The organism is Paenibacillus sp. JJ-100, assembly GCF_948329825.1.
Lineage (GTDB): Bacteria > Bacillota > Bacilli > Paenibacillales > Paenibacillaceae > Paenibacillus.
Window position 1 is genome coordinate 234,598 of record NZ_CAOJCM010000003.1, and the last position, 22,280, is coordinate 256,877.

The window sequence follows — 22,280 nt, forward strand, 5'->3', positions numbered from 1 at the left end:
TACAATCGAATTAAAAATCAAAGTTATCCGGGTCTGGACCTACACGCACATTGTCATTCAACGAGTTAATGCGTTCCATCTCTTCCGTGGACAACTCGAAGTCAAAGATGTCAGCATTCTCGATAATCCGATGCTCTTTGGTTGATTTCGGGATCGTGACAACACCATTTTGAAGATCCCAGCGCAGGATGACCTGAGCAACAGACTTGCTTTTGGATGCAGCAATCTCTGTAAGTACTGGATTGTCGAGCAGTTCACCCTGCATTAGAGGGGACCAAGCTTCTAATTGAATTCCATGCTGTTCACAGAAGGTCTTCAATTCAACTTGCGTTAGACGTGGGTGGTACTCCACCTGGTTAATCATTGGTTTCACCTGTGCGTCCTGCATCAGATCTTGCAGATGGTGAATCTGGAAGTTGCTCACACCAATCGCACGGATTCGGCCTGCTGCGTAGAGTTCTTCCATAGCTTTCCAAGCACCTTTGTATTTGCCTGCTTTTGGCCAGTGAATCAAATATAGATCCAGATATTCCAGTCCGAGCTTGTTCATCGTTACATCAAATGCGGCAAGTGTCTCTTCATAACCCAGATCTGCATTCCACACCTTGGAGGTAATAAACAGGTCTTCGCGTTTCAACCCATTCTCCTGCAATGCCTCGGTGATCGCCTGGCCTACACCGGATTCATTACCGTAGATTGCTGCTGTATCAATACTGCGGTAACCGTGTTTAATTGCACTTTTTACTGCTTCAATAAGTTCAGTACCTTCTTCGACCTTGAATACGCCAAGGCCGAACCAAGGCATACGGACACCGTTTTGCAATGTTGTCGTAGATTGTAGATGTTGTGCTGTTGTCATGTGAAATCCTCCTGAAGTTGTGTGAATATGGCCATGGCCATTTAAAGTGAACGTGAAAGTGAAATTGACATTGATTCATGATACAAAATGAAAACATAGTAGATCAAATGGCATCCAGCGTATATAGTAACGTATATAGTCAGTCATACCTGACATGATACCGGTTCTGATGTATAAAGACTCTCGTCAACATATTGATAGCTGATCTATGGGTTCATTTTGACGAGCCCTTTATAGCTTCTGTGTTGCCTGTTTAATTCCGTTACGGGGGGTGATTTCATGTTGCTCCAGATGTTTGGCCCATATCGTCAGGATTGCCGCAATAATCACCATTAATGCACCAACCCATGTGGTATGAATCAAACCGATGGAGTCATTCACGATTCCACCCAGATAGGCGCCTATCGCAATGCCAGCGTTAAATGCAGCAATATTAAAGGCAGAAGCCACATCTTTGGCCTGCGGTGCATAACGTTCAGCAAGTGTAACGACAACCACCTGAAGGCCAGGCACATTCATAAAAGCAAACAGCCCCATGCCCATGATGGTTGCTAGTGCTGCCCACTGAAATGGAACGGTGAAGTACAGAATGCCCAGAATCACTGTCTGCACGATGAACATGTATAGAAGTGACTTTAACGGATTCTGATTGGCTGCCTTGCCCCCAATCATATTCCCAATGGCAATGGCAATGCCGTACAACAGCAGAATAAAGGTCACCGTTTGTTCCGAGTAACCGCTGATGTCGTGTAATAACGGAGACAGGTATGTGAACACAACAAATGTGCCCCCGTAGCCCACGGCTGTAATCGTAAAAGCGAGCAACAGTCGTCCGTTAGTCACCAGTTTCACTTGATCCCGGATGGCTGTGCGGGTACCTTGCTGCAATGTTGAAGGTATAAGCAGCAGGTTAGCGATCAGGGCAAGAATGCCGACTGCAGCAATGAGGATAAAGGCAGAGCGCCATCCAAAATGTTGGCCTATAAACGTGCCAAAGGGTACACCGGTTACCGTTGCAATGGTCAGCCCCGAGAACATGGTGGCAATTGCACTTGCCCTGCGGTCGCTTGGCACAAGGTCTGCCGCTATCGTCGAACCGATTGACATAAACAAGCCATGTGCCAGTGCAGATATCACCCGTGCAATGAGAAGTACGGTAATCCCGGTAGATAGGGAGGCCAGTGTATTGCCTGCGATGAAGATAACCATAATGGCCAGCAGCAGGGTTTTACGTGATATGGCAGACGTCAGTGACGTAAGGATTGGTGCACCGAACATCACACCCAACGCATATATGGTAACGGTTAGACCCGCAGACGATACACTAATGTGAAGATCATTTGCGATTAGAGGTAGCAGTCCTACACTGATGAACTCGGTTGTACCGATCGCAAAAGCACTGATTGCAAGTGCCAGCAGCGCCCAAGTGCTGTTTTTTTTCTCGTGATGCATGTCCTGCTCAACTCCTAGAATGTAGATTTGCTTACCGGCAAATGCTATTATGAATTATTCGGTACAACATGACCAGTACGTACTTTTTAGTACCCTACGTACTTTTTAGTGCCTATATAATAGCTGAACGGAAGAAGCGAACTCAATGAAGGAGGAAGACGGGAATGGAACGCAAAAAATATAATATTTCGGTTGAAGCAACACTTGAGGTCATCGGGGGAAAGTGGAAGTGTGTTATTCTCTGTCATCTAACCCATGGCAAGAAGCGAACCAGTGACTTGAAGCGTATTATGCCTGCAATTACCCAGAAAATGTTGACACAACAGTTGCGAGAGCTGGAGCATGACGGAATTGTCAGACGAATCGTATACAATCAGGTTCCGCCTAAAGTAGAGTACGAACTAAGTGAATACGGATGGAGCCTGGAACCGATTCTGAATGCGTTATGTCATTGGGGAGATCAGCATATCATTAAGGAATATGGCGACAAAGCAGCAGTGCTGGAAGATAACGGACTCAACGACTTTACTACGGACAACGACAGGGAGCTGATGAAACCGTGAAATACGAAATTCTATATGATGGTGCATTTGCAATGCTCAGGGTAGAGTTACAGCGTGGGGAACGTTTCAAGGCGGAGAGTGGAGCCATGGTATCTATGTCACCTACCGTCCAGCTAAAGGGAGCGGCAGAAGGCGGTATGTTTGCGGGAATTGGCCGTATGCTGAGTGGAGAGAAATTTTTCTTTCAGGAATTGACCGCGGCTGGGGGGAGTGCAGAGATTTTGCTGTCTCCATCGGCTATGGGTAGTGTCGAGGCCATAGAATTGGATGGTTCCTATTCGCTCTATGTACAGAAAGACGGATTTCTTGCAGGAACAGAAGGCATTCAGGTCAATACCAAAATGCAGAATCTGAAAAAGGGTCTTTTTTCTGGAGAAGGCTTCTTTATTGTTGAGATTAGTGGACGGGGCACGGTGTTCCTGTCTTCCTATGGTGCGATACATCCTATCCATCTGGCTGCTGGCGAAGAGGTGATTGTGGACAATGCTCATCTGGTGGCATGGCCCCAATACGTTGATTATCGCATCGAAAAGGCATCCCAAGGCTGGTTCTCCAGTGTGACCAGTGGCGAAGTTCTGGTCTGTCGCTTCCGCGGAGAGGGCACGATTTTAATTCAGAGCCGAAATCCACAGGGATTTGGTCAATGGGTGAAACAGTTTATTCCAACACGGTAAATATGGTATTTTTTTTATAGAAAAACTTGTATAGATGTAACAGATGTATGTGCCGAAGCGTTAATATAACAGATTTGTGACTAGAACGAAGAGTGGTACATACATCTCTACTGCACAAGATCTTACATCACGGAGGTATAAAAATGAAAAGTTCACGTTACAAAAATCCGCAAGATAGTCCAGGATACCTGTTATGGCAGGTGACAACGATGTGGCAAAAAGAGGTTCGGCGAGTGCTCGAGCCACTTGAACTGACGCAGCCTCAATTTGTGCTGCTACATGCTTGTTTATGGCTTAATGAGCGTGATGTGGAAGGCAAGGGAGTTACCCAGGTTCAGATCGCACAGTTTGCCAATGTAGATGTCAATGTGACCTCCCAGGTGCTGCGAGCTCTCGAAAAGAGAGGGTACATTACACGTGCGCGTCATCAGACCGATACACGGGCCAATATCATTACGACAACGCCGGAAGGAACAAAACTGGCGATTGAAGGAATGAATCTCGTCGAGGAATCAGACAAAAACTTCTTTGATCTTCTGGCAGATCGTAAGGATGAATATATGGATATTATGCAGGAGTTCACTCGCCGTAAGATGGAACAATAAGAGATACATATGTGAAAAGTGGTTTCATGATATAGATTGTGCGAAAATTGACGAAAAATAAGATAAACCTTCTGACCATGAAGGCAGAAGGTTTATTTCTCATGAGTGTTATTCAAGTCTGTAGGATGCAAATGGTCTGCCATAACGGAAATTATCACTCAGTTGATCCAGTTCAGCTAGTAGTTCATGTGGAAGTTCTAGATCAAGACTAGCCAGATTGTGCTCTAACTGTTCGGTTTTCGTAGCACCGACAATGACGGTGGATACTGCCGGACGGTTTAGCAACCATGCGAGTGATAGTACACTTGGTGAGCAACCGTAAGCCTCTGCTTTGGCGCTTACCTGCTCACTAAGCTGGATGTTATGCTCCAGCAGGAAGCGGTTGAAGGAAGGGTCGGTATCTGCTCTGGAGCCAGAGGGAATGCTGGCTTGTCCGTTGTATTTGCCCGTCAGAATACCGCCAGCGAGCGGGAAATACGGGATAATGCCTACACCTTGATCAAGGCAAAGCGGGACAAGTTCGTTCTCAGGTGTTCGATCGGCAAGTGAATAGCTCGTTTGCGTGGAGATGTACCGCGCATATCCTCGCGTCTCACTGATGCCGAGGGCTTTCATTAGCTCCCAGGCGGCATAGTTGGAGGCGCCGATGTAGCGCACTTTGCCGGACGTGATCATATCGTCCAATGTGCGCAGTGTTTCATCCAGCGGGGTATGCGGGTCAAAGGTATGGATCTGGTACAGATCGACATAATCCGTCTGCAGACGCCGCAGGCTATGTTCCAGTTCTTGCTGCAGATGATAGCGCGAGGAACCGCGCCCATGAGGACCATCATGCCGGGGCAAGCCGGCTTTGGTTGCAAGCACTGCGTTTTCCCGCCGGCCGGCGAGTGCCTGTCCAATAATGCGTTCCGATTCTGTGCCAGCATAGATGTTGGCGGTGTCAATAAAGTTGATGCCACGATCCATCGCTGCATGAAGAATGCGGGTTGAAGTGGCTTGATCTGCTCTTTTGCCAAATGCATTCGTGCCCAGACCCAGTGCGGAGACACGCAGCCCGCTGTTGCCTAAACGTCGATACTCCATCGTTCATCGCTCCTTCTATGGCGTTGTTGTATAGCCGATTATATCGTAATCTATTGAAAACGTGTTATTAATATAGTTAAATAAATGGAGAAACCGCAATTAAAGGAGATATGATGGAAAACAGTGCTGCACATTTAACTAGACGGAAGCCGAAGAAACCGAAGAAGAAATGGAAGAAGCGACTTATCATCACCCTGAGCATACTGATTGTGCTTGGCGGCATCGGATTTATCTTTCAAAAGGAACTTGTTAGACTGGGCTTTAATATGTTCGCTGCAGGTACGGTAAAGGAGACACTGGACAAATCCTATAAACCCGTTGGAGACAGAGATGTTCCGGTCGTGGAGCATACGGATCCGTTCTCACTGTTGCTGCTAGGTATCGACCAGCGAGATAATGAGCCAAGTCGTTCAGATACAATCATTTATTCTGTCGTGCGTCCAGAGGATAACAAAGTGCTGCTGCTGTCTATTCCACGTGACTCTTACACTGAAATTGTGGGTCGTGATGTGAAGTCCAAGATCAACTCGGCCTATGCTCATGGTGAAGCCAAGATGGCGATGGAGACGGTGGAGAAGCTGCTAGAGAACAAGGTGGACTTCTATGCAGCAATTAACTTCCACGGCTTGAAAGATATTGTCGATGCGGTTGGCGGTGTCGAGCTACCGATTACGAAAAACATCGAGAACAAAAACAAAGCCCATGAGAAACTGTTCATCGAAGCCAACAAACCGATCTATAACGGCGAGGAGGCACTGGCATATGTGCGTTACCGGGAAGATTCCGATTTTAACCGCACGATGCGTCACCGGATTTTTCTAAGTAGCTTCATGAATCGTGCGATGGAGGTCAAAAATCTGACCAAGATCCCCGACATCATTGAGATTGCCGGATCGAATTTTACAACAAATATGACATCGGATTTCATTGTGAATTTTGCCGAGTCTCTATATATGAAGGATAGCATTCCAACGATCAGCAATTACATGCTGAAAGGTGACGGGAAGATGCGCGGCGGTGCTTGGTATTACGATCTGTCTGAGGAAGATCTGACCTTTGTACGAGGCATGATTGCCAGCTGGCTTGACCCGAATACAACACAGGTAATTGAGCCAGAATCGGATGAGTCGAACGAGGGAAGTCAATCGTCAACTCCAGATTCATCGGCACAGACAGGGAATTGACCAGATCAGATCTTAAATAGCCTGCATTAGCCTGAAAATTCTAAAAATCCCGAATATCCCGAGAATTCTGAAAGCCTTGGTAAGCGTCATGCTTCCGGGCTTTTTTTGTGTTTTTTTTTCTGTCCAAGGGGTTGGGAGTAACAAGAGGGGACGGCGAGATATCAACAAAGCGTCAGTTTAATTTCCATTCTATACCACCCCTTTTCCGGCTATGTATAGTAAAATATAGGAAAACATCAGATGACAACCAATGGAGGACATCTATGAGAGAATTTAAGGAGCGACTCAGGCAAGTTCAGGAGCAGCAGAAACAGCTCGCCAAGGACTATCAGGCTCTGTTGCAAGAGTATCAATCCGATGACCTGATCGTTCGTAATGAGCAGTTGTTGGAACAGACGGAAGCTCAGCAGCTCAAGCTGCAGCAGCTAGAACGTCGTGCACGCCAGATGGAAGAAGAGAATGCGCGTCTTCGGATGGCATTATCTGAACAGATGCTGGACGAGAAGCTGAATTTAATCCGAGTGTCCCAAGAGAAGATGCAGACGTATTTTCAGGGGAAAACGGCAGTACATAACAACCAGATTAGCGATCTGGAACATCGAACGAAATTTAATCTGAACAATCTCTTCCATCAGGCTTCTCAACATCTGCAGGAGGATGCGGCCGACATGCAGGGTCGGGTTACCCATCTGGCAACCGAAGTGCAGGCACGGATTGAATCACACCGGCAGGCTGTATGGGAGAGGGCCGAGGCTGTGCGCAGGCAGATGCATCAAGGTTACGAGCAGATGGAAGAGGAGGAACTGAGCGAGGAGACGATCCAGCGCCGGATTAAGCAGAACCGGATGGAGATGCGCATCGGACTTAGTTGGATTAACAAAGTGGCGATCCTGCTACTCATTCTGGGGGTAGGTGCGGCCTTCCGTTACTCCTATTCCACATGGTTTAGTGATGAGATGAAAGGTGCAGGGTTCTTCCTGCTGGGGGCATTAATGCTTGCAGGCGGGGAGTGGCTGTTCCGACGGAAACAGAAAACATTTGCAATGGGAATGCTCGGCGGAGGGATCTCCGTGCTGTTTGGTTCCATTTTCTACAGTTACTTCTTGTTGAATATCATTGGACTCTATACAGGATTGGGTCTATCCGTGCTGGTCTCAGCTGTGTCTGTCCTGTTGTCGTTGCGGTATCAGTCTAAGACGATCTGTTCCTTTGGTCTTATAGGTGGATATTTGCCATTCTTCTCTTACCTGTTCACGTTTGGGCTGGAAGGGACAGCGGTGTACGCCGCGATGATCTATCTGTTGCTGCTGAACGGCATCATCGTATGGATTTCCTTTGGGCAGCGTTGGCCTGTGGTGCACTATATCAGCTTCCTGTTCCATGCACCGTCCATGCTAATTTTGCTGTGGTTATCGCCAAGTGAGCAGGTAGGCATGCTATATTCTGTGGTGACTTTTGCCTTGTACTTGGGTATTACGCTGGCATATCCGTTTAAACATCGGGTGAAGTTGACGTGGTGGGATTTTGCTTTGTTAGCGATGAATACAAGCTTGAGCTGTCTCGTCTTGTATGTGCTATTCGATGTAGCGGGCTGGAATGATGCGCAGGGCTTGCTAGCGGTTATTTTTGCACTCGTCTATTTGGGACTGGCGAGATTCATTCAGCGCTACATGGCGCAGGAGAAACAGACGATTCTATTGTTCTATCTGACGTCGCTCACCTTCGGGATTTTACTCATTCCGTTCCAGTTTGGTTCGAGATGGCTGTCGATGGGCTGGTTGATTGAAGGAGTGCTGGTCGTTACGTTTGGACATTTCAGAACAATCAAGGCGGTTGAACGTGCGGGCTGGGGTATTGTGCTCCTGTGTATCGCAGTCTTTGTACAATATGATCTGTTGTCTGTATTCTTTGTGGGAGAACCATCCTATTTCATGTTAAAATACTCCAGCATCACGCTGGGAACCTTACTTATTACGTTGTATTATGCTTGGGCGTTACGCAGCAACACTTCTGCAGGAACGGGAACAAAGCTTAGTTACGTCTCATGGGAGCGTAGTTTCCTGAATGGGTTCAGGGTAGTGACCCTTGTGAACGTATGGTTATACGTGCTCTACGAATCCAATGAACTGTACGTCAGAGCTATTGATGAGACGTTCCTGTTATACCTGTTTTACAAACTGCTCATGTTTGCGGCACTGACGATTGCTTTGGCGTATGGACTGAGCAAGGTGAAGTTACTTCGTGATTCGTTCCTACGGAGATATACGCTCTTCTTGCATGCGGTTGGCTGTTGTATTGCGCTGGCTGTTACCTTGACGATGCCTGCATTGCAGCCGGGTGTAGAGCAGCATACGGTAGCCGAAATTGTTGGACTGCTGGTGTTAATTATTTTCAACGTGGGCGTGTTCTTCGCTGGGCGCGATCTGTTGATTGCAGGTATCCGAGGTCAGTTTAAAAGTGTAGAGTGGTACCCAGTTATTGCAGGTGTCTATCTGCTTGGCGTCATCACCGTGTTTCTGACCATTCAGTTCCAATGGGGTGATGTCGGACTAATGTTCAGCCTGATCTATCTGGTACTGGCAATCCTCTATATTGCTTACGGGTTCCGTAGAAAATATATTATGATCCGGCGTCTCGGTCTGGGCCTAACGTTATTCGCCACTGGTAAGATGGTGTTCTACGATGTTAGCCTGCTGACGGCAGGTAGCAAAATCTTCGCTTACTTCAGCTTTGGTGTGCTGCTACTGGGCATCTCGTACCTGTATCAGAAGGTGTCGACCCGGATGGAGGAGATTCAGGAGAAGGAGCGCGCGGCGAAGGCTGAGGGCAAGGATTCGGATATGTAAAATGCACAAGAAGTATCCAACACATCTGACACAGGTACATCGCGTACATCAGGTACAACCAGCCAATCAGATGATGTATAGCTTGGATGCAAGCATATAACGACGATCCATATAAATAGGGCTAAAAACGCTACGCTGGTTACATTGTATCCTTCGATAGACATTGTGAAAGGACTCTGGAAATGAGGTTATTTCAGAGTCCTTTTTATTTCTTTTTCAACGTAACCCGTCCCTTTGTCTATAAATGAAAGATACATCTGAAATATTCTGTTGATGACATTCGTGAAACGTTTTGCACAGAATCTGCGTCTATAATAAGGTATCAGCGATTTTTAAGGCTGATTGTTTATTCGACTCCATGAGATTTCGGTGGCCGATGTACCTTTCAGGGATACAACGCTATCATCACTTACGCGAGACAGTACAGTTAAGGTGATAGATAGAGCGAAGGCAAGCAGCACGTAGATCAAAATGTTTTTATTCTTCATGGGAAATACCTCTCTTGTTGAATAAGCTAAAGCGTCCGTCCGGCCGTTATGAGAAAAAAAGCACAACGTCTGGTATAGTAAATAGGTAACCGATGCGATGTTTGTTAAATCTATAGTGTTCCTGTATATCACTATATGAAATGACAGACCTGCAAACAATGGAATAAATCTGATGAGTTTATCAGTATTGGATTGAAAAGATAGAGATCGAGTGATCATTGAAAGTGGGGAATAACATGCGGGAGACGGCAAAAATCGTCATTCGTACGCCGGGACAGGAGAGCGATGGTTCATTCGCTTATGTGAGCCAGGGCCGCTCGATTACGGTAGGGCGCTATACAGGTGTCAGTGAACTGGACTTGTCCATCTATAATCAGATGATATCGAAGCAGCATTGCCGCATTTATTATGACACGAATGAACAGCTCTGGATCGAGGATCTGGATAGCAAAAATGGAACCGAACTCAACGGGCAACGCCTCGTCCCATATGAGAAATATCCGTTCGGCGAAGGAGACAGCCTGACATTGGTCAACGGCTTGATTCACCTTCGTGTGGAAGGTGATCTCGGGGAGACGAGAGAATACCGTGTATCCGACTTGCTCGGTGAGGGTGTGCGTTTACAGGATCACTTACAGACAGTGCAGGTGAACGAGGATGAGATTCCGTTATCCAAGAAGGAATATCAATTGTTCAAGCTGTTGTACAGTGAACTGGATCATTTTGTAACAAGGGAGCGAATTATTGCTCAGGTGTGGCCGGAACGGAGCATGCTGGAGAGTGATCCGGTAGGTATCGATGAGATTAATTCGCTAATCTACCGAACTAACCGCAAGTTGGGCATTCATTTTACGATTAAATCCGTGTACAAAAAAGGGGTATATATGAAGTCTCATGTCGGGGAGACCGATGAATAGAATTGCCTCATGAATCTGGATATATAAGTGGGTTATAAAAAAAGACATAGGGGAGCTTTGGTGCGATCATAGACCGCCGAAGCTTCCCTTTGTTATGATGAGGTCATGATGATTATTCAATATCTTCCTTGGCTCATTGCTGTGTTAACGCTTGTCGCCGTTGTATGGATCGTAATCGTAAGCTGGAAAAATGGAATCTCGCCCATGCCGACATCCCGCCCGGTCAGGCAGGTGGTCATTCAGGAGGTCAATCGCATATCGGGTTATGGTGACATTATGGAAGCTGGTTCTGGGTGGGGAACGCTGGGCATGGATGTAGTGAAGCGGTGTCCTGGTAAAAGACTGACGGGCATCGAAAATTCACTCATTCCCTTGTGGACTTCTCAATGGCTGGTACGGCTCAGTGTATGGTTCCGCCGAGCTGGGGGGCGACAGCATTCGTTGAAGGGACGTCTGCGTTTCATTCGCGGTAACATCTACACCTGTTCCTATGCGCATGCGGATTGTGTGATCTGTTATCTGTTCCCGGGTGCGATGGCTCGGCTAACGGACAAGTTCCAACGGGAGCTACCGCCAGGAGCGAAGGTGATCAGCGTCTGTTTTGCATTGCCTGGCAAAGAGCCACTGCGTACGATCACCTGTCGGGATGCGCTGCGGACCAAGGTGTATGTGTATGCTTTTTGAGTAATAGAGCAGCAGATTGTTGGGATTTTCAAAAATTAACTACGTGAGGTTATGCTTATAATTTCAACTTTTAGGGATATATTTCCTCTGCCAAAATAACAAAGTCAGGCCCTGATGTCACAATAAAGGCGATATCAGGGCCTGACTTTTTTAATTTACGTAGGTCAGGCAATGTCCGCTGCCCTCTACTTAATCGGCTTATTCATTTTATTTACTTTGCTGAATCCGTATTTCCTGTAGTTACTGTAGTTCCAGTAGTGTTTGTCGTACCCGTGGTATCTGTAGAAGTACCGGATTGCGAACGATTTCTTCCACCGCCGAATCCACCTTGACCACCGCCGCCAAATCCACCCATGCCGGAGCGTGCTGTGGTTACACCGGATTCATTCACCCAAGTCACATTGCTTGTCGACTGGAAGGCAACGATCTGGGTTCCACCGCTATACGTACCACCGGTATAGAGTCCGTCTACCGCTTGGCCTGTCGATGTACCGCCAGAGGAGATGACGTAGGAGCCGTCTTCTGCAAGATCAGGTGAACTAATGACAACAGTTTGGTAGTCTTTGACTGGTGCAAATGTCATGATATTGTTGCCTTTGCTGTCTTGAATATGAACTAGTGTTCCAGCCTTTTGTGTCTCAGGAAAGGTCATCACGACTGTATTTTGCGTTGAAGCATCCGAAGTGCCTTGCGCCATGCCGGAACTTCCCGCCGCTACCAGATATCCACCGCTGATCACGAATGCGCCATCATAATCCAGTGCGCCGTTACCGCTATTGGTTGGGCCGTTTACGATAACCGTTCCACCTGTCATCGTAATAGAGCCATTAGCATCAAGGCCGTCACCGCCAGCATTTACCGTCAAGGAGCCGCCGTTGATGTGAAGCTCGTTATTGCCGGATGATTCGTCACCAGCGGCATTCACCCCATCATCTGAAGCTGTTACGTCAACATCCCCGTCGTTCAGGGTAATGATTGCTCCTTCAAGTCCTTCATAACTCTTCGCAATGCTGATGGTTCCACCGTTAATGGTCAGTGCCTGATCCGCATGAATACCATCATCTCCCGACTGGATGCGAAGGGTTCCATCGTTCACCGTGACATTGCTATTGCTATGAAGGGAATCGTCCATAGAATCAATCGTGTATGTTCCACCATTGACGGTGAGATCGGTGCCTGCTTTAAGCGCTTTAGCGCTTGTAGATTCTTCTTCTGTTGAAGTAGCTGCATCATCTGCATCAGCGTTGGAATCGGATGATTTTGCTGAAGCGCTCGCCGCGTCGGTTTTTGCCGACTTCGTGGAGTTCGCGATTGTACCTGTGTTTGAGCCTTCACCATTTGGCATGGCTGGCATATCGGCAGGTGGTTCGCCATCGGGTGGTGTGCCCATATCTGCCGGAGGTGTTCCGCCATTCATTGGACCACGACCACCGAAGCCCCCACGGACTCCACTCCCACCAAAACCGCCACCGCCGGGACCTTGTTCAACTTTGGCAGGTGCATTTGCACTACCGCCAGCCGTCACGATGTTATATGTACCGCCATCGGTGACCAATGCTGTTTCCGCCTGAATACCGTCGCTGCCACTCTGAATATTGAAGGTGCCGTCTGCAATAGCGACAAATCCTTTGCTGGCATCCGTGTCATTGGTTGATTTAATGCCGTCACCCTCCGCATCAACCGTAATGGTGCCTGATTGAATGGCAATCATGTCTTTACCCTTGATGCCATCGTCTGCTGCCTTGACGTTAATCGAACCGCTGATGATTTTCAGATCATCCTTGCTGGTGATCCCTTCATTGTAATTACCTGTGACGGTCAACTGACCTGAACCGTTGAAGGTAAGATCGGCTTTGCTAAAGATGGCGGCATCTGGCTCATCGGTGCTACTGTCAGCATAGACGTAAGTTTTGCCATCGGAAACGGCGTTTTGGGTTCCTTTTTCCAAGGTGATTACCGCTTTGCCTGCCTTCTGAATGTAGATTCCTGCGCTGTCATTATCATGAATAGTTGCCCCGTTCAAAACGAGATGCACTACGCCTTTATCCGCAACATTGACCACGATCTGACCATCCGTCAGTTCACCGCTCAGCACGTAAGTGCCTGCTTCCGAGATGGTGATTGAGCCGTTCGCTGCTTTCGCACCCGAACCTGTTACCGTTGCTGTTGTACCGCTCAGTTTGATCATGGTGGAGTCCGCTTCAGTCCAGCTCACATTCGTATCATCTGCATCCAGAGAGACAAGATCAGCATATTTCACGGATGTTGACTCACTAACGGATACGGTTTTGGTTGTTCCTGTTGTGGATACGGCAGCATTAACGGTAGTACTGGACGCTGAAGGAGTACTGCATGCTGCAAGCAAGCTCGTAATCATGGCAATCGACCAAAGTTTGCTACCTGTCATTATGTTTTTACTCTTCTGAGAATTCTTCATCATCATATCTATCGTTCCTCTCTAATCGTATTCTTAATATTCAGTCGTTGGACTCATCGTTAACGAGATATCCAGATTGCCATTCCGTGTACGGATGGCGTCCAGAAACTGCTTCTGATTCACGCTCTCGTGAATCGTGACGTTGTAGACCAGCTCATAGAGACTGCCGAGTTCGGTCGTTCTGATTTTTTTCAGATCAAATGGGACATTAAAATGATGGAATACTTCGTTGAGAGCTTCTTCATAGCTCAAGTTCTCGGGAATAGTAACCTTGAGTGTCTTCTGCTGACTCTTTTTCCCGCCAAAGTTAAACCGGCTGAGTACAAACATCAGCACACACAAGATCACGGTGAACAGAACGGCGTAACCAAAAGCACCAACACCACAAGCCAGACCAGATGCCATCGTGAACAAAACGTAAGCAATGTCTTTCGGATCACCAGGTGCGCTGCGGAAACGAATAATGGAGAAGGCTCCCGCCAAGCTGAATGCCCGGGCGATATTGCTGCCGATCAGCAGAATGATGATGGCCACGATCACCGGAAGCACAACCATGGTCAGCGTAAAACTTTGGGAATAGGTGGCCTGATTGGTTCTCATATAGGTGAGGCTGATGATAAGTCCCAGTAGAATGGCAAGTCCGATCGTGATGACAGCACTGCTGAAGTTTAACGTTGAATCGTCTAGGGCGGAGCTAAAAAGGGTATCAAGCATAACGTACAACCTCTCTTTCTCGAATTAATTTTTCTTGTGCGATAGCCGGGTTTGGTTGAGCAGGATTGAAATCCGTACCCGGAATAAGTTCGCGTTCTGTCTGATAATTCAGATTGGTGGTTCTCACTAGATGTCTGTATTCATTGCCGTATTTGGAAAACCCGGTTCGGTACAACCCGTGCTCCGACAGCAATTGCGAGAGCCACATGGGAACGGTTTTCTCAGCTTTCACTTCCATGAGCCAACGTCCGTCCTTCACGAGCGGTTCACCGTAATCTCCTTGTTCCAACTTCAGATCGTATCTGCGGCTGCGGATGTTGGTGTCAAATGTGATGCGAAGATCACGGCTGTTCTTGTCAAACAACGCCTTGCGTTCATAAGCCAGATATACTTTGGGCTCTAGATCGTAGATACGTAGGAAGTATTTGATCTCTTCCAGCACCTGCGGGTTCATGTAGTCGGCCAGCTCTGGCGCTTGTCCCGAGCGAACAAAATCATAAGCTTCATCCAGCTTCAGCGCCGTTCTGCGTTTGTTCACGAGGCCGAAGACTTTCTTTTTGATCTCCAGGTACACTTTCGCATTCGCTTCAGGTACACCGTAGGCTCGCAAACGCAGCTTTTCCTTGTATTTCGGTTTGGATAGGCTAGCTCGAATCAATGAATCCTGCGGTGTGTCGAAGTACAGATTGCTGATGGAGTAAAACTCGTGTTTTTGGTTGTAAGCATCCAGTTCCATATAGTGCAGCAGATCGCTGTAGAAATGCTGGTATTGCTCATCGGTCAGCAGGTACTTGCTCTCATATCGGTTGAATACTTCAATGGCCATGATGGTTCAGTCCTTTCGAGTATGTATGGTGTAGTGTATCTTTTGAGTACGTTTGGTGAATCGTGTGTTGCTCTCATGTCTGTATCTTAGCGAAGCAACCTTGAATGAATCTTAAATCGTTTTACATTGCGTTAACATTTCTTTTCCCTCATCTATAGAGCTGAAAAAATGATATAAACGCACACAATTCGATCACAGAGTTCACCTTCTAATCGCTGTTATCTCGGAGGAGTCTCTTTTATTAAGGTTGATTCAAGGTTTACTTGGTAGAATGAGTACAGACCAACAAACGTGAGCAGAGGGTGAGTAGATCATGAGAATTTTGATTGCGGAAGATGAGGTTCATTTGGCAGAGGCCGTATCGCAGATTTTGAAAAAAAATAACTACTCCGTGGACATGGTCCACGACGGCAGATCCGGACTGGACTATGCGCAGAGCGGTATCTACGACCTGTTACTGCTGGACATCATGATGCCGGAAATGGATGGCATAACGGTACTTAAAACGTTGCGCAGCGAAGGTAACCATACACCCGTCATTCTGCTTACAGCGAAAGGGGAACTGTCGGACAAAGTGTCCGGCCTCGATTACGGTGCCGATGACTATATTGCAAAGCCTTTTGCCACGGAAGAACTCCTCGCTCGGATTCGGGCGGCCTTGAGACGCAAAGGGGAAGTGGTGCCTGAGGATGGATTGAAGTTTGGTGATATTGAACTGAATACGACCCAGTTGAAGCTGACGGTGCAGGGTAAGGAGATCAAGCTGAATCTGAAGGAGAACGAGCTGCTGGAGCTATTGATTACCCGTAAACAGGCGATCACCTCCAAAGAGCAGATCATCGAGAAGTTGTGGGGATTTGACTCGGATGTGGAGTATAACAACGTGGAGGTCTACATCTCTTTTTTGCGCAAAAAACTAGCCTTCCTGAACTCGGCTGTTCGCATTCATACGGTTCGGGGCGTAGGGTATGTACTTGAGGTGACGACCTGATGTTTAAGAAACTCCGCAACCGATTCCTGATCGTCAATCTGGTGTCCATCTCGATCATGATGCTGGTGGCTTTTGTAACGATCTATACGATCACCTATCAGAATGTGAAGCGTGAGACGAATATGGAGCTGTTCAAGGTATCCGACTTCTACCACGGACCTTACGGTTCCGTTGCTCATGAAGGAGTGAACTCCGGATCTTCATCGGTACCCTCTACGGGGAGAGGTGTGGAAAATGACGGTATGGGCGAGAGAGGGATTGGTGCTTATCGTGGGCCAGGGGGAGATCCCAAAACCCCTCCTTCCCGGTCCGTTTCTTTTATGATCCAGACCGATAAGCAGTGGAATATTACCGATACGCACTCGCGGTTTGATATGGAGGAATCATTTTATACGCAAGCATTGCAAAAGGTAGATCAGGATCAATCTAGTCTCGGTGACAGGGGGCGGTGGACTGGACAATTCGCACTGAATGGCACGGACTGGGCCTATGTGGTTGATCCGAGCGGAGATGGGCATATGATTGTGTTCATGGATGTGACAGCGCAGCAGGGTATTCTGACCAATCTGATCTATACGTTCACTGTGGTTGGACTATTCATGTTGATTGTAATCTACTTCTTAAGTCGTTATTTTGCCAATCGTTCCATCGCACCCGTGCGTGAAGCTTTTGAGAAGCAGAAACAATTCATCGCCGATGCATCACATGAGTTAAAGACCCCGCTAGCTATCATTAATACGAATACGGACGTGTTGCTCGCTAATCAGGAGGAGACCATTGAAAGTCAGGCCAAATGGCTGCATTACATCAAATCGGAAACCGAGCGCATGTCCGGATTAACAAATGATCTGCTGTATCTCACCCAGATGGATGACTCACGTTCCACACTGATTCATACCAAGTTTAATATGAGTGATGCGGTGGAAAGCATTATTTTACCGATGGAAGCCGTGATTTTTGAAAAAAATATCTCCCTGGATTACAGCATTGATCCTGATCTGATGGTTCATGGTAATTCGGAGCAGATCAAACAGGTTATTCTGATCTTGCTCGATAATGCTGTGAAGTATTCGGGGCCCAAAGGAGCCGTGAACATTACGCTCCAGAAGCAGAACCAGGATGTCTTGCTGGCTGTCTCCAATACAGGAGAAGGCATTGCGCCAGAGCATCTGGATCGTATCTTTGATCGTTTCTATCGCACGGATTCGTCCAGAGCAAGGAAACATGGCGGACATGGGCTGGGTCTAGCAATCGCACGTTCCATTGTGGATCAGCATAAGGGAGAGATATACGCCAAAAGTGCCCAGGGCGAGGGAGCTACATTTTATGTACGGTTATCCTTGGGGCGGGGGAGTGCAGCATAATAACTAGTGCAGCATAACTTCTGCACGTAATGGGATAACCTATGCTACAATGGCTGCAAGATGTATAACCAAGGAGATGAACTGACATGACGGACAACAACACAATTAACGAGCAGGAAATGATGCAATATATCGCTGACAAAACGAAGGCCAGCAAGGCAAATATCGAACTTGTACTCAAGCATGAGCAAGCTTACATCAACAAGGCACATGAGAATGCCAAAGGTAAAGACGTCGATATTGATGGTGACGACCTGGCTGACTACATTCTAAGCCGCAAAGATGTGAAGCTCGATGAACTGACGGTAGAAAGTATTTTGGATGCTGAGATGGACTATTTGATGGATAAGGGTCATGCGGGGTACGTGGATTAACCCGTCATTGAAGCATTAGCAGTGCGCTGCATGAGATGCCAGCATGCGTCCAATCATCTCTTGGCTCATGGAATGAAGACTGGGTGTTCTGCCGCAGTAGATGCGGAGGGCACCCTCTTGTGCTTCCGCAAGTAAATCATCGGTTACCAGCCGATCGTACAGGATGACATCAGCAGATTGAGTGCGTTTCAGAGCATTAAACTGTGATTAGTTCGGGATCTCCCGGGTCGGCACCAATGATACGTATCAGACCCTGGCTCATGACCGTGTCCCCCATTCTGGAGCGGCGTCGGAACCCATCAATCCTGAGCGATCACCCTGCATCGTCGCCAGCGGGGAAGAGAGCTTAGACGAGCTTCCCCAGTGCTGCGCGAAATATAAACCGAAGCCTGTAAATACAGCACCGCCAAGGAGATTACCTGCCAGCACCGGAATCTGATTCCACAGCAGCCAGTCAGCGATGCTGACCTGAGCACCAACCATCATACCGGCTGGGATCACAAACATATTGACCACCGCATGTTCGAAACCTTGCGCGAAGAAGATCATGATGGGCAGCCACATCGCAACGATTTTCCCTAGCGTTGAGGTTGATGTCATCGCCATAACGGCTCCAAGTGTAACCATCCAATTACACAGAATGGCCTTAATAATGACAAGTACGATACCTGCTCCACCCAGTTGCTGATATCCTAGTGTTTTCGTTTCGCTGGTCTGAATGAGGGTTTGGACCAGTGGATTGCTCATGTCTGTGCCCATTTTGGTTGTCGTCAGGCCGTACAAGAGTGCGTAAAAAGCACATCCAATCAAGTGACCAATCGTCACCCAAAAATAATTACGGAACATATCCAACAACCGGACTCTGCGTTTCATCACAGCAAGTGGAATGAGGGCGAAGCTTCCTGTTACCAGTTCGAGACCAAGCAGAATAATGATTACAAATCCTGCTGGAAAGATGAGTGCACCTGCCAAACCAAGCGAAGTTTGAGACACAGCGGTATAAGCCAGTGTCGTGGCGAAGGCAAGGATGGCTCCGGCCAGCATACCCCGAATCAGCATCTGTACCCGGTTTATTTTAGTTTTACTTTCACCAATATCAATCATGGATTGCAACACTTCTGCAGGTTTAACAAAATCCATCGTGTACCCCTCCCTTGTCAGGTCCAACCATGAAGGTTCGCCAAAAGTAACATCTTGTCACGCCAGAGGTCTGCTAACCTGCAATGGTGATATAGATATCTCCGCTATCGCCATCCACTTCTGTTTGGTACGTGTTCAAGCAGCCATCGTCTGGCTCATGCACTCTGCCGCTCCGCAGATCAATCTTCCAGTCATGCAGTGGGCAGTGAACGGCAGTGCCGCACACCATGCCCTCCGATAGCTTGCCGCCCTTGTGAGGACAGCGATTCTCCACGGCATGCAGAGTGCCATCACTCAGTTTGAAGACCGCGATTTCAGTATCCTGTATCAGGAAGGTACGAGCTCCCTTTTCATCAATATCGGTCAGATGTCCGATGCGATATTTACTCATCGCTGATCCTCCTTTTCTAGTGAGCTACCGGTTCTGCACCGGACAGTGGGGTGAAGTTTTTACGCAATTGCTCATCTTCAATAATCTCTTTCCAAGGATCTACCGTGTGACCCAGTGTCACTTCTAGACGCTCCACCAGTGCGAGACGTATATCACGATCTGCAAGAGCTTCCTTCACATGATCCAGCCCTACTCGTTCAATCCACGCCGCTGTTCTCTCATTCCATCTTGCATTTTCTCTATAGTATTGCAGATAGGCATACGTCCACTCTTCCACTTCAGCATCCGTCTTCACGGTGCATAACAGCTCTGCTGCGCGAACTTTCACACCACCGTTGCCGCCGACATGCAGTTCCCAAGCCCCGTCTATGGCGACCACGCCGAGATCCTTAATGGTGGCTTCCGCACAGTTCCGAGGACATCCGGAGACAGCCAGTTTTACTTTGGCTGGAGCTACCATCTTGTCGAGTTTTTTCTCCAAACGAATACCCATCTCAATCGAATCCTGAGTACCGAAGCGGCAGAACGTATTCCCTACGCACGTTTTCACTGTGCGTAAAGCTTTGCCGTAACCGAAGCCGGAAGGCATATCTAGCTCTTCCCATATTTTCGGCAGGTTCTCCTTCTGTACGCCAAGCAGATCGAGTCGTTGTCCACCCGTAAATTTGACCATCGGCACATCGTATTTCTCAGCGACCGTTGCAATTTTGATCAGTTCTGCCGGAGACGTTACACCACCATAGATTCGCGGAATAACGGAGTAGGTGCCGTCCTTCTGAATATTGGCGTGATAACGTTCATTCGTGAATTTGGACACTCGCTCATCTTTATACTCAGCTGGCCAGATCATGCCAAGGTAATAGTTGAGAGAAGGACGGCACTTGGAGCAGCCCTCGGGCTCATTCCAGCCCAGCACGTTCATCACTTCTTTGACGGTTTTCAGCCCCATTTCCTTGATTTGAGCCACAATCTCGTCCCGGTCATACGAAGTACACCCGCAGATCCCTTCCTTGGTCTGCTCGCCTACGTTGTCCCCTGCATAATATGTGAGCAGCGATTCCACGATTGGTTTACATCCACCACAGGAAGCAGATGCTTTGGTGCAGGACTTGATGGCAGCGACAGTATTGCATCCTTTGTTGAGGACAGCATCGCCGATTGCAGATTTCGTTACACCATTACAACCGCAGATGATCTCATCATCTGGCATGGCAGCCATACGCTCTGCTACAGATGGACCCGAGCCAGAACGAGAACCGCCGGAAGGCACACCCAGTAGAATTTCTTTTTCACGGCCGCTGATATCCTCACCGCTCTTTATCAAAGAGAAGAGGGAGGCACCATCAGTTGTATCGCCGAACAACACGGTACCGACAAGCTTGCCATCTTGGATCACTATTTTTTTGTATACACCATCTACATCATCCTGGATGCGAATGCTGCGTGTGTCAGGCGAATCTTTGAATTGTCCAGCCGAGAATACATCGACTCCTGAAACCTTCAGCTTGGTTGAAGTGACCGATCCTTCGTATCCTTCGGTTGCTGCACCGGCAAGTCGTTTGGCAAGAACCATACCTTGTTCATATAAGGGAGCTACAAGACCGTAAGCAATGCCGCGATGTTCCGCGCATTCTCCGACAGCCGAGACACCAGGGATGCTGGTACGCATGTAGTCATCTATGATCACCCCGCGATTGACCTCCAGTCCACTCCTTCGAGCCAGTTCAATCTGTGGACGAATACCGACGGCCATCACCACCAGATCTGTCTCAAGCACGGTTTGGTCGGTGAAACGCAGTGCTTTAACCCGGCTTCTGCCTGTAATCTCCTCTGTCTGTTTGTTCAAAAGGAATTTCATGCCCTGCCCCTCAAGCTCACGTTGCAACATCAGTCCTGCAGGCAGATCGAGATTTCGATCCATCAGATGTCCATTAATATGAATGACAGTCACGTCCATGCCCAGATTCAGTAGTCCGCGAGCGGCCTCCAGACCGAGTAATCCACCGCCGATCACAGCTGCTTTACGATATTTCTGGGATGCGGCCATCATCGTTTCGCAGTCTTGGATATCACGGAAACCGATGACACCTTCTTTGTTCGCACCGGCAAGAGGTAAAATAAAGGCCTGAGAGCCTGTCGCCATAATCAGCTCATCGTAGAATGCGTGAACTCCGTTCTGGGATATAACTTTCTTGCTCACCGTGTCGATCTGCACAACGGGGTCACCTGGATAGACGTGAATACCGTTATCTTCATACCAGCTCCAGTCATTAATCACGATATCCTCAATTGATGTCCCGCCTGCCAGAACGGAAGATAGCATAATTCGGTTGTAGTTTGGATGTGGCTCTGCGCCAAAGACGGTAATGTCATACGCATGTGGAGCAAGCTTCAGAATATGTTCAACTGTACGAATTCCTGCCATCCCATTACCGACGAGCACCAGTTTTTTCGTTATACTCATTGCGGTTAGCCCCCTCAGATCCTTTTCGGTGTAATGCTCACTGCCCTGTCTTCATCTCTACTTTTGTGAAATCAAAAAAAGCCTGTTATGCCTCGGAGGATACGTATACACACACGCATCCCTTATCTCCGAATTTGCAAAACAGGCTTCATTGCCGTTTCAACCAGCTACGCCGTTGTAGCTGTGAGTAATCCTTCATTTTATCGAGTTGTGTTGTTATGGCT

The 22,280-nt window shown here is 47.8% G+C and carries 20 protein-coding genes; 10 read left to right on the forward strand and 10 right to left on the reverse strand.

Features of this window, described 5'->3' with window-relative positions; translation table 11 throughout:
- Nucleotides 1-10: 10 nt before the first annotated feature.
- Entirely contained in the window at nt 11-859 is an 849-nt protein-coding gene (locus PQG66_RS14110) for an aldo/keto reductase (protein ID WP_272038366.1), read from the reverse strand.
- Between the two features lie 231 nt (nt 860-1,090).
- Entirely contained in the window at nt 1,091-2,311 is a 1,221-nt protein-coding gene (locus PQG66_RS14115) for an MFS transporter (RefSeq protein ID WP_272038367.1), read from the reverse strand.
- Nucleotides 2,312-2,475: 164 nt separating this feature from the next.
- On the opposite strand from PQG66_RS14115, the gene PQG66_RS14120 reads away from it, so the two are divergent.
- From PQG66_RS14120 to PQG66_RS14130, 3 genes are all read left to right on the forward strand, one after another.
- On the forward strand, nt 2,476-2,874 hold the full coding sequence (locus tag PQG66_RS14120) for a winged helix-turn-helix transcriptional regulator (RefSeq protein WP_272038368.1): 399 nt from the start codon (nt 2,476-2,478) through the stop codon (nt 2,872-2,874).
- Nucleotides 2,871-3,548, forward strand: coding sequence for a TIGR00266 family protein (locus PQG66_RS14125; RefSeq protein WP_272038369.1), 678 nt, complete (start codon nt 2,871-2,873; stop codon nt 3,546-3,548). Before PQG66_RS14120 ends, PQG66_RS14125 begins: the two co-directional genes overlap by 4 nt.
- A gap of 143 nt (nt 3,549-3,691) precedes the next feature.
- Entirely contained in the window at nt 3,692-4,153 is a 462-nt protein-coding gene (locus PQG66_RS14130) for a MarR family winged helix-turn-helix transcriptional regulator (protein WP_272038370.1), read from the forward strand.
- A 108-nt stretch (nt 4,154-4,261) separates the two neighbouring features.
- Here PQG66_RS14130 and PQG66_RS14135 read toward each other — a convergent pair whose 3' ends face one another.
- On the reverse strand, nt 4,262-5,236 hold the full coding sequence (locus PQG66_RS14135; RefSeq protein ID WP_272038371.1) for an aldo/keto reductase: 975 nt from the start codon (nt 5,234-5,236) through the stop codon (nt 4,262-4,264).
- Between the two features lie 110 nt (nt 5,237-5,346).
- On the opposite strand from PQG66_RS14135, the gene PQG66_RS14140 reads away from it, so the two are divergent.
- Both PQG66_RS14140 and PQG66_RS14145 read left to right on the forward strand, forming a co-directional pair.
- Nucleotides 5,347-6,420, forward strand: a complete 1,074-nt coding sequence (locus PQG66_RS14140; RefSeq protein ID WP_334220783.1) for an LCP family protein — start codon at nt 5,347-5,349, stop codon at nt 6,418-6,420.
- Between the two features lie 263 nt (nt 6,421-6,683).
- On the forward strand, nt 6,684-9,266 hold the full coding sequence (locus PQG66_RS14145; protein ID WP_272038372.1) for a DUF2339 domain-containing protein: 2,583 nt from the start codon (nt 6,684-6,686) through the stop codon (nt 9,264-9,266).
- A 332-nt stretch (nt 9,267-9,598) separates the two neighbouring features.
- Here the strand turns inward: PQG66_RS14145 and PQG66_RS14150 are convergent, their stop codons facing one another.
- On the reverse strand, nt 9,599-9,754 hold the full coding sequence (locus PQG66_RS14150) for a hypothetical protein (RefSeq protein ID WP_272038374.1): 156 nt from the start codon (nt 9,752-9,754) through the stop codon (nt 9,599-9,601).
- A 236-nt stretch (nt 9,755-9,990) separates the two neighbouring features.
- Here PQG66_RS14150 and PQG66_RS14155 point away from each other — a divergent pair, with 236 nt between their 5' ends.
- Both PQG66_RS14155 and PQG66_RS14160 read left to right on the forward strand, forming a co-directional pair.
- A complete protein-coding gene (locus PQG66_RS14155; RefSeq protein ID WP_272038376.1) occupies nt 9,991-10,671 on the forward strand; it encodes an FHA domain-containing protein in 681 nt (226 codons plus the stop codon).
- 105 nt (nt 10,672-10,776) lie between these two features.
- On the forward strand, nt 10,777-11,355 hold the full coding sequence (locus tag PQG66_RS14160; protein ID WP_272038377.1) for a class I SAM-dependent methyltransferase: 579 nt from the start codon (nt 10,777-10,779) through the stop codon (nt 11,353-11,355).
- Nucleotides 11,356-11,566: 211 nt separating this feature from the next.
- Here the strand turns inward: PQG66_RS14160 and PQG66_RS14165 are convergent, their stop codons facing one another.
- The 3 genes from PQG66_RS14165 to PQG66_RS14175 are packed head-to-tail and all read right to left on the reverse strand — an operon-like array spanning nt 11,567 to nt 15,332.
- The gene (locus PQG66_RS14165; RefSeq protein WP_272038378.1) at nt 11,567-13,798 is read right to left on the reverse strand and encodes a carbohydrate-binding domain-containing protein; all 2,232 of its coding nucleotides are present in this window, start codon (nt 13,796-13,798) and stop codon (nt 11,567-11,569) included.
- Between the two features lie 27 nt (nt 13,799-13,825).
- On the reverse strand, nt 13,826-14,506 hold the full coding sequence (locus tag PQG66_RS14170) for a DUF4956 domain-containing protein (protein WP_272038379.1): 681 nt from the start codon (nt 14,504-14,506) through the stop codon (nt 13,826-13,828).
- Entirely contained in the window at nt 14,499-15,332 is an 834-nt protein-coding gene (locus PQG66_RS14175) for a polyphosphate polymerase domain-containing protein (RefSeq protein ID WP_272038381.1), read from the reverse strand. The genes PQG66_RS14170 and PQG66_RS14175 overlap by 8 nt, the downstream gene beginning before the upstream one ends.
- 313 nt (nt 15,333-15,645) lie before the next feature.
- Between PQG66_RS14175 and PQG66_RS14180 the strand changes: the two genes are divergently transcribed.
- From PQG66_RS14180 to PQG66_RS14190, 3 genes are all read left to right on the forward strand, one after another.
- Complete coding sequence (locus PQG66_RS14180; RefSeq protein ID WP_272038382.1) at nt 15,646-16,323, forward strand: response regulator transcription factor; 678 nt, start codon at nt 15,646-15,648, stop codon at nt 16,321-16,323.
- Complete coding sequence (locus PQG66_RS14185; protein WP_272038383.1) at nt 16,323-17,687, forward strand: sensor histidine kinase; 1,365 nt, start codon at nt 16,323-16,325, stop codon at nt 17,685-17,687. Before PQG66_RS14180 ends, PQG66_RS14185 begins: the two co-directional genes overlap by 1 nt.
- Before the next feature lie 86 nt (nt 17,688-17,773).
- Nucleotides 17,774-18,061 (forward strand): hypothetical protein, encoded by a 288-nt coding sequence (locus PQG66_RS14190; protein ID WP_272038384.1) that lies wholly within the window; start codon nt 17,774-17,776, stop codon nt 18,059-18,061.
- A 258-nt stretch (nt 18,062-18,319) separates the two neighbouring features.
- On the opposite strand, the gene PQG66_RS14195 is transcribed toward PQG66_RS14190, so the two are convergent.
- From PQG66_RS14195 to nirB, 3 genes are all read right to left on the reverse strand, one after another.
- Nucleotides 18,320-19,201: a formate/nitrite transporter family protein gene (locus PQG66_RS14195; protein WP_272038386.1), complete on the reverse strand. Its 882-nt coding sequence runs from the start codon at nt 19,199-19,201 to the stop codon at nt 18,320-18,322.
- A 73-nt stretch (nt 19,202-19,274) separates the two neighbouring features.
- A complete protein-coding gene (gene nirD, locus PQG66_RS14200) occupies nt 19,275-19,592 on the reverse strand; it encodes a nitrite reductase small subunit NirD (RefSeq protein ID WP_272038387.1) in 318 nt (105 codons plus the stop codon).
- A 16-nt stretch (nt 19,593-19,608) separates the two neighbouring features.
- The gene (gene nirB, locus PQG66_RS14205) at nt 19,609-22,056 is read right to left on the reverse strand and encodes a nitrite reductase large subunit NirB (RefSeq protein WP_272038388.1); all 2,448 of its coding nucleotides are present in this window, start codon (nt 22,054-22,056) and stop codon (nt 19,609-19,611) included.
- Between the last annotated feature and the right edge of the window lie 224 nt (nt 22,057-22,280).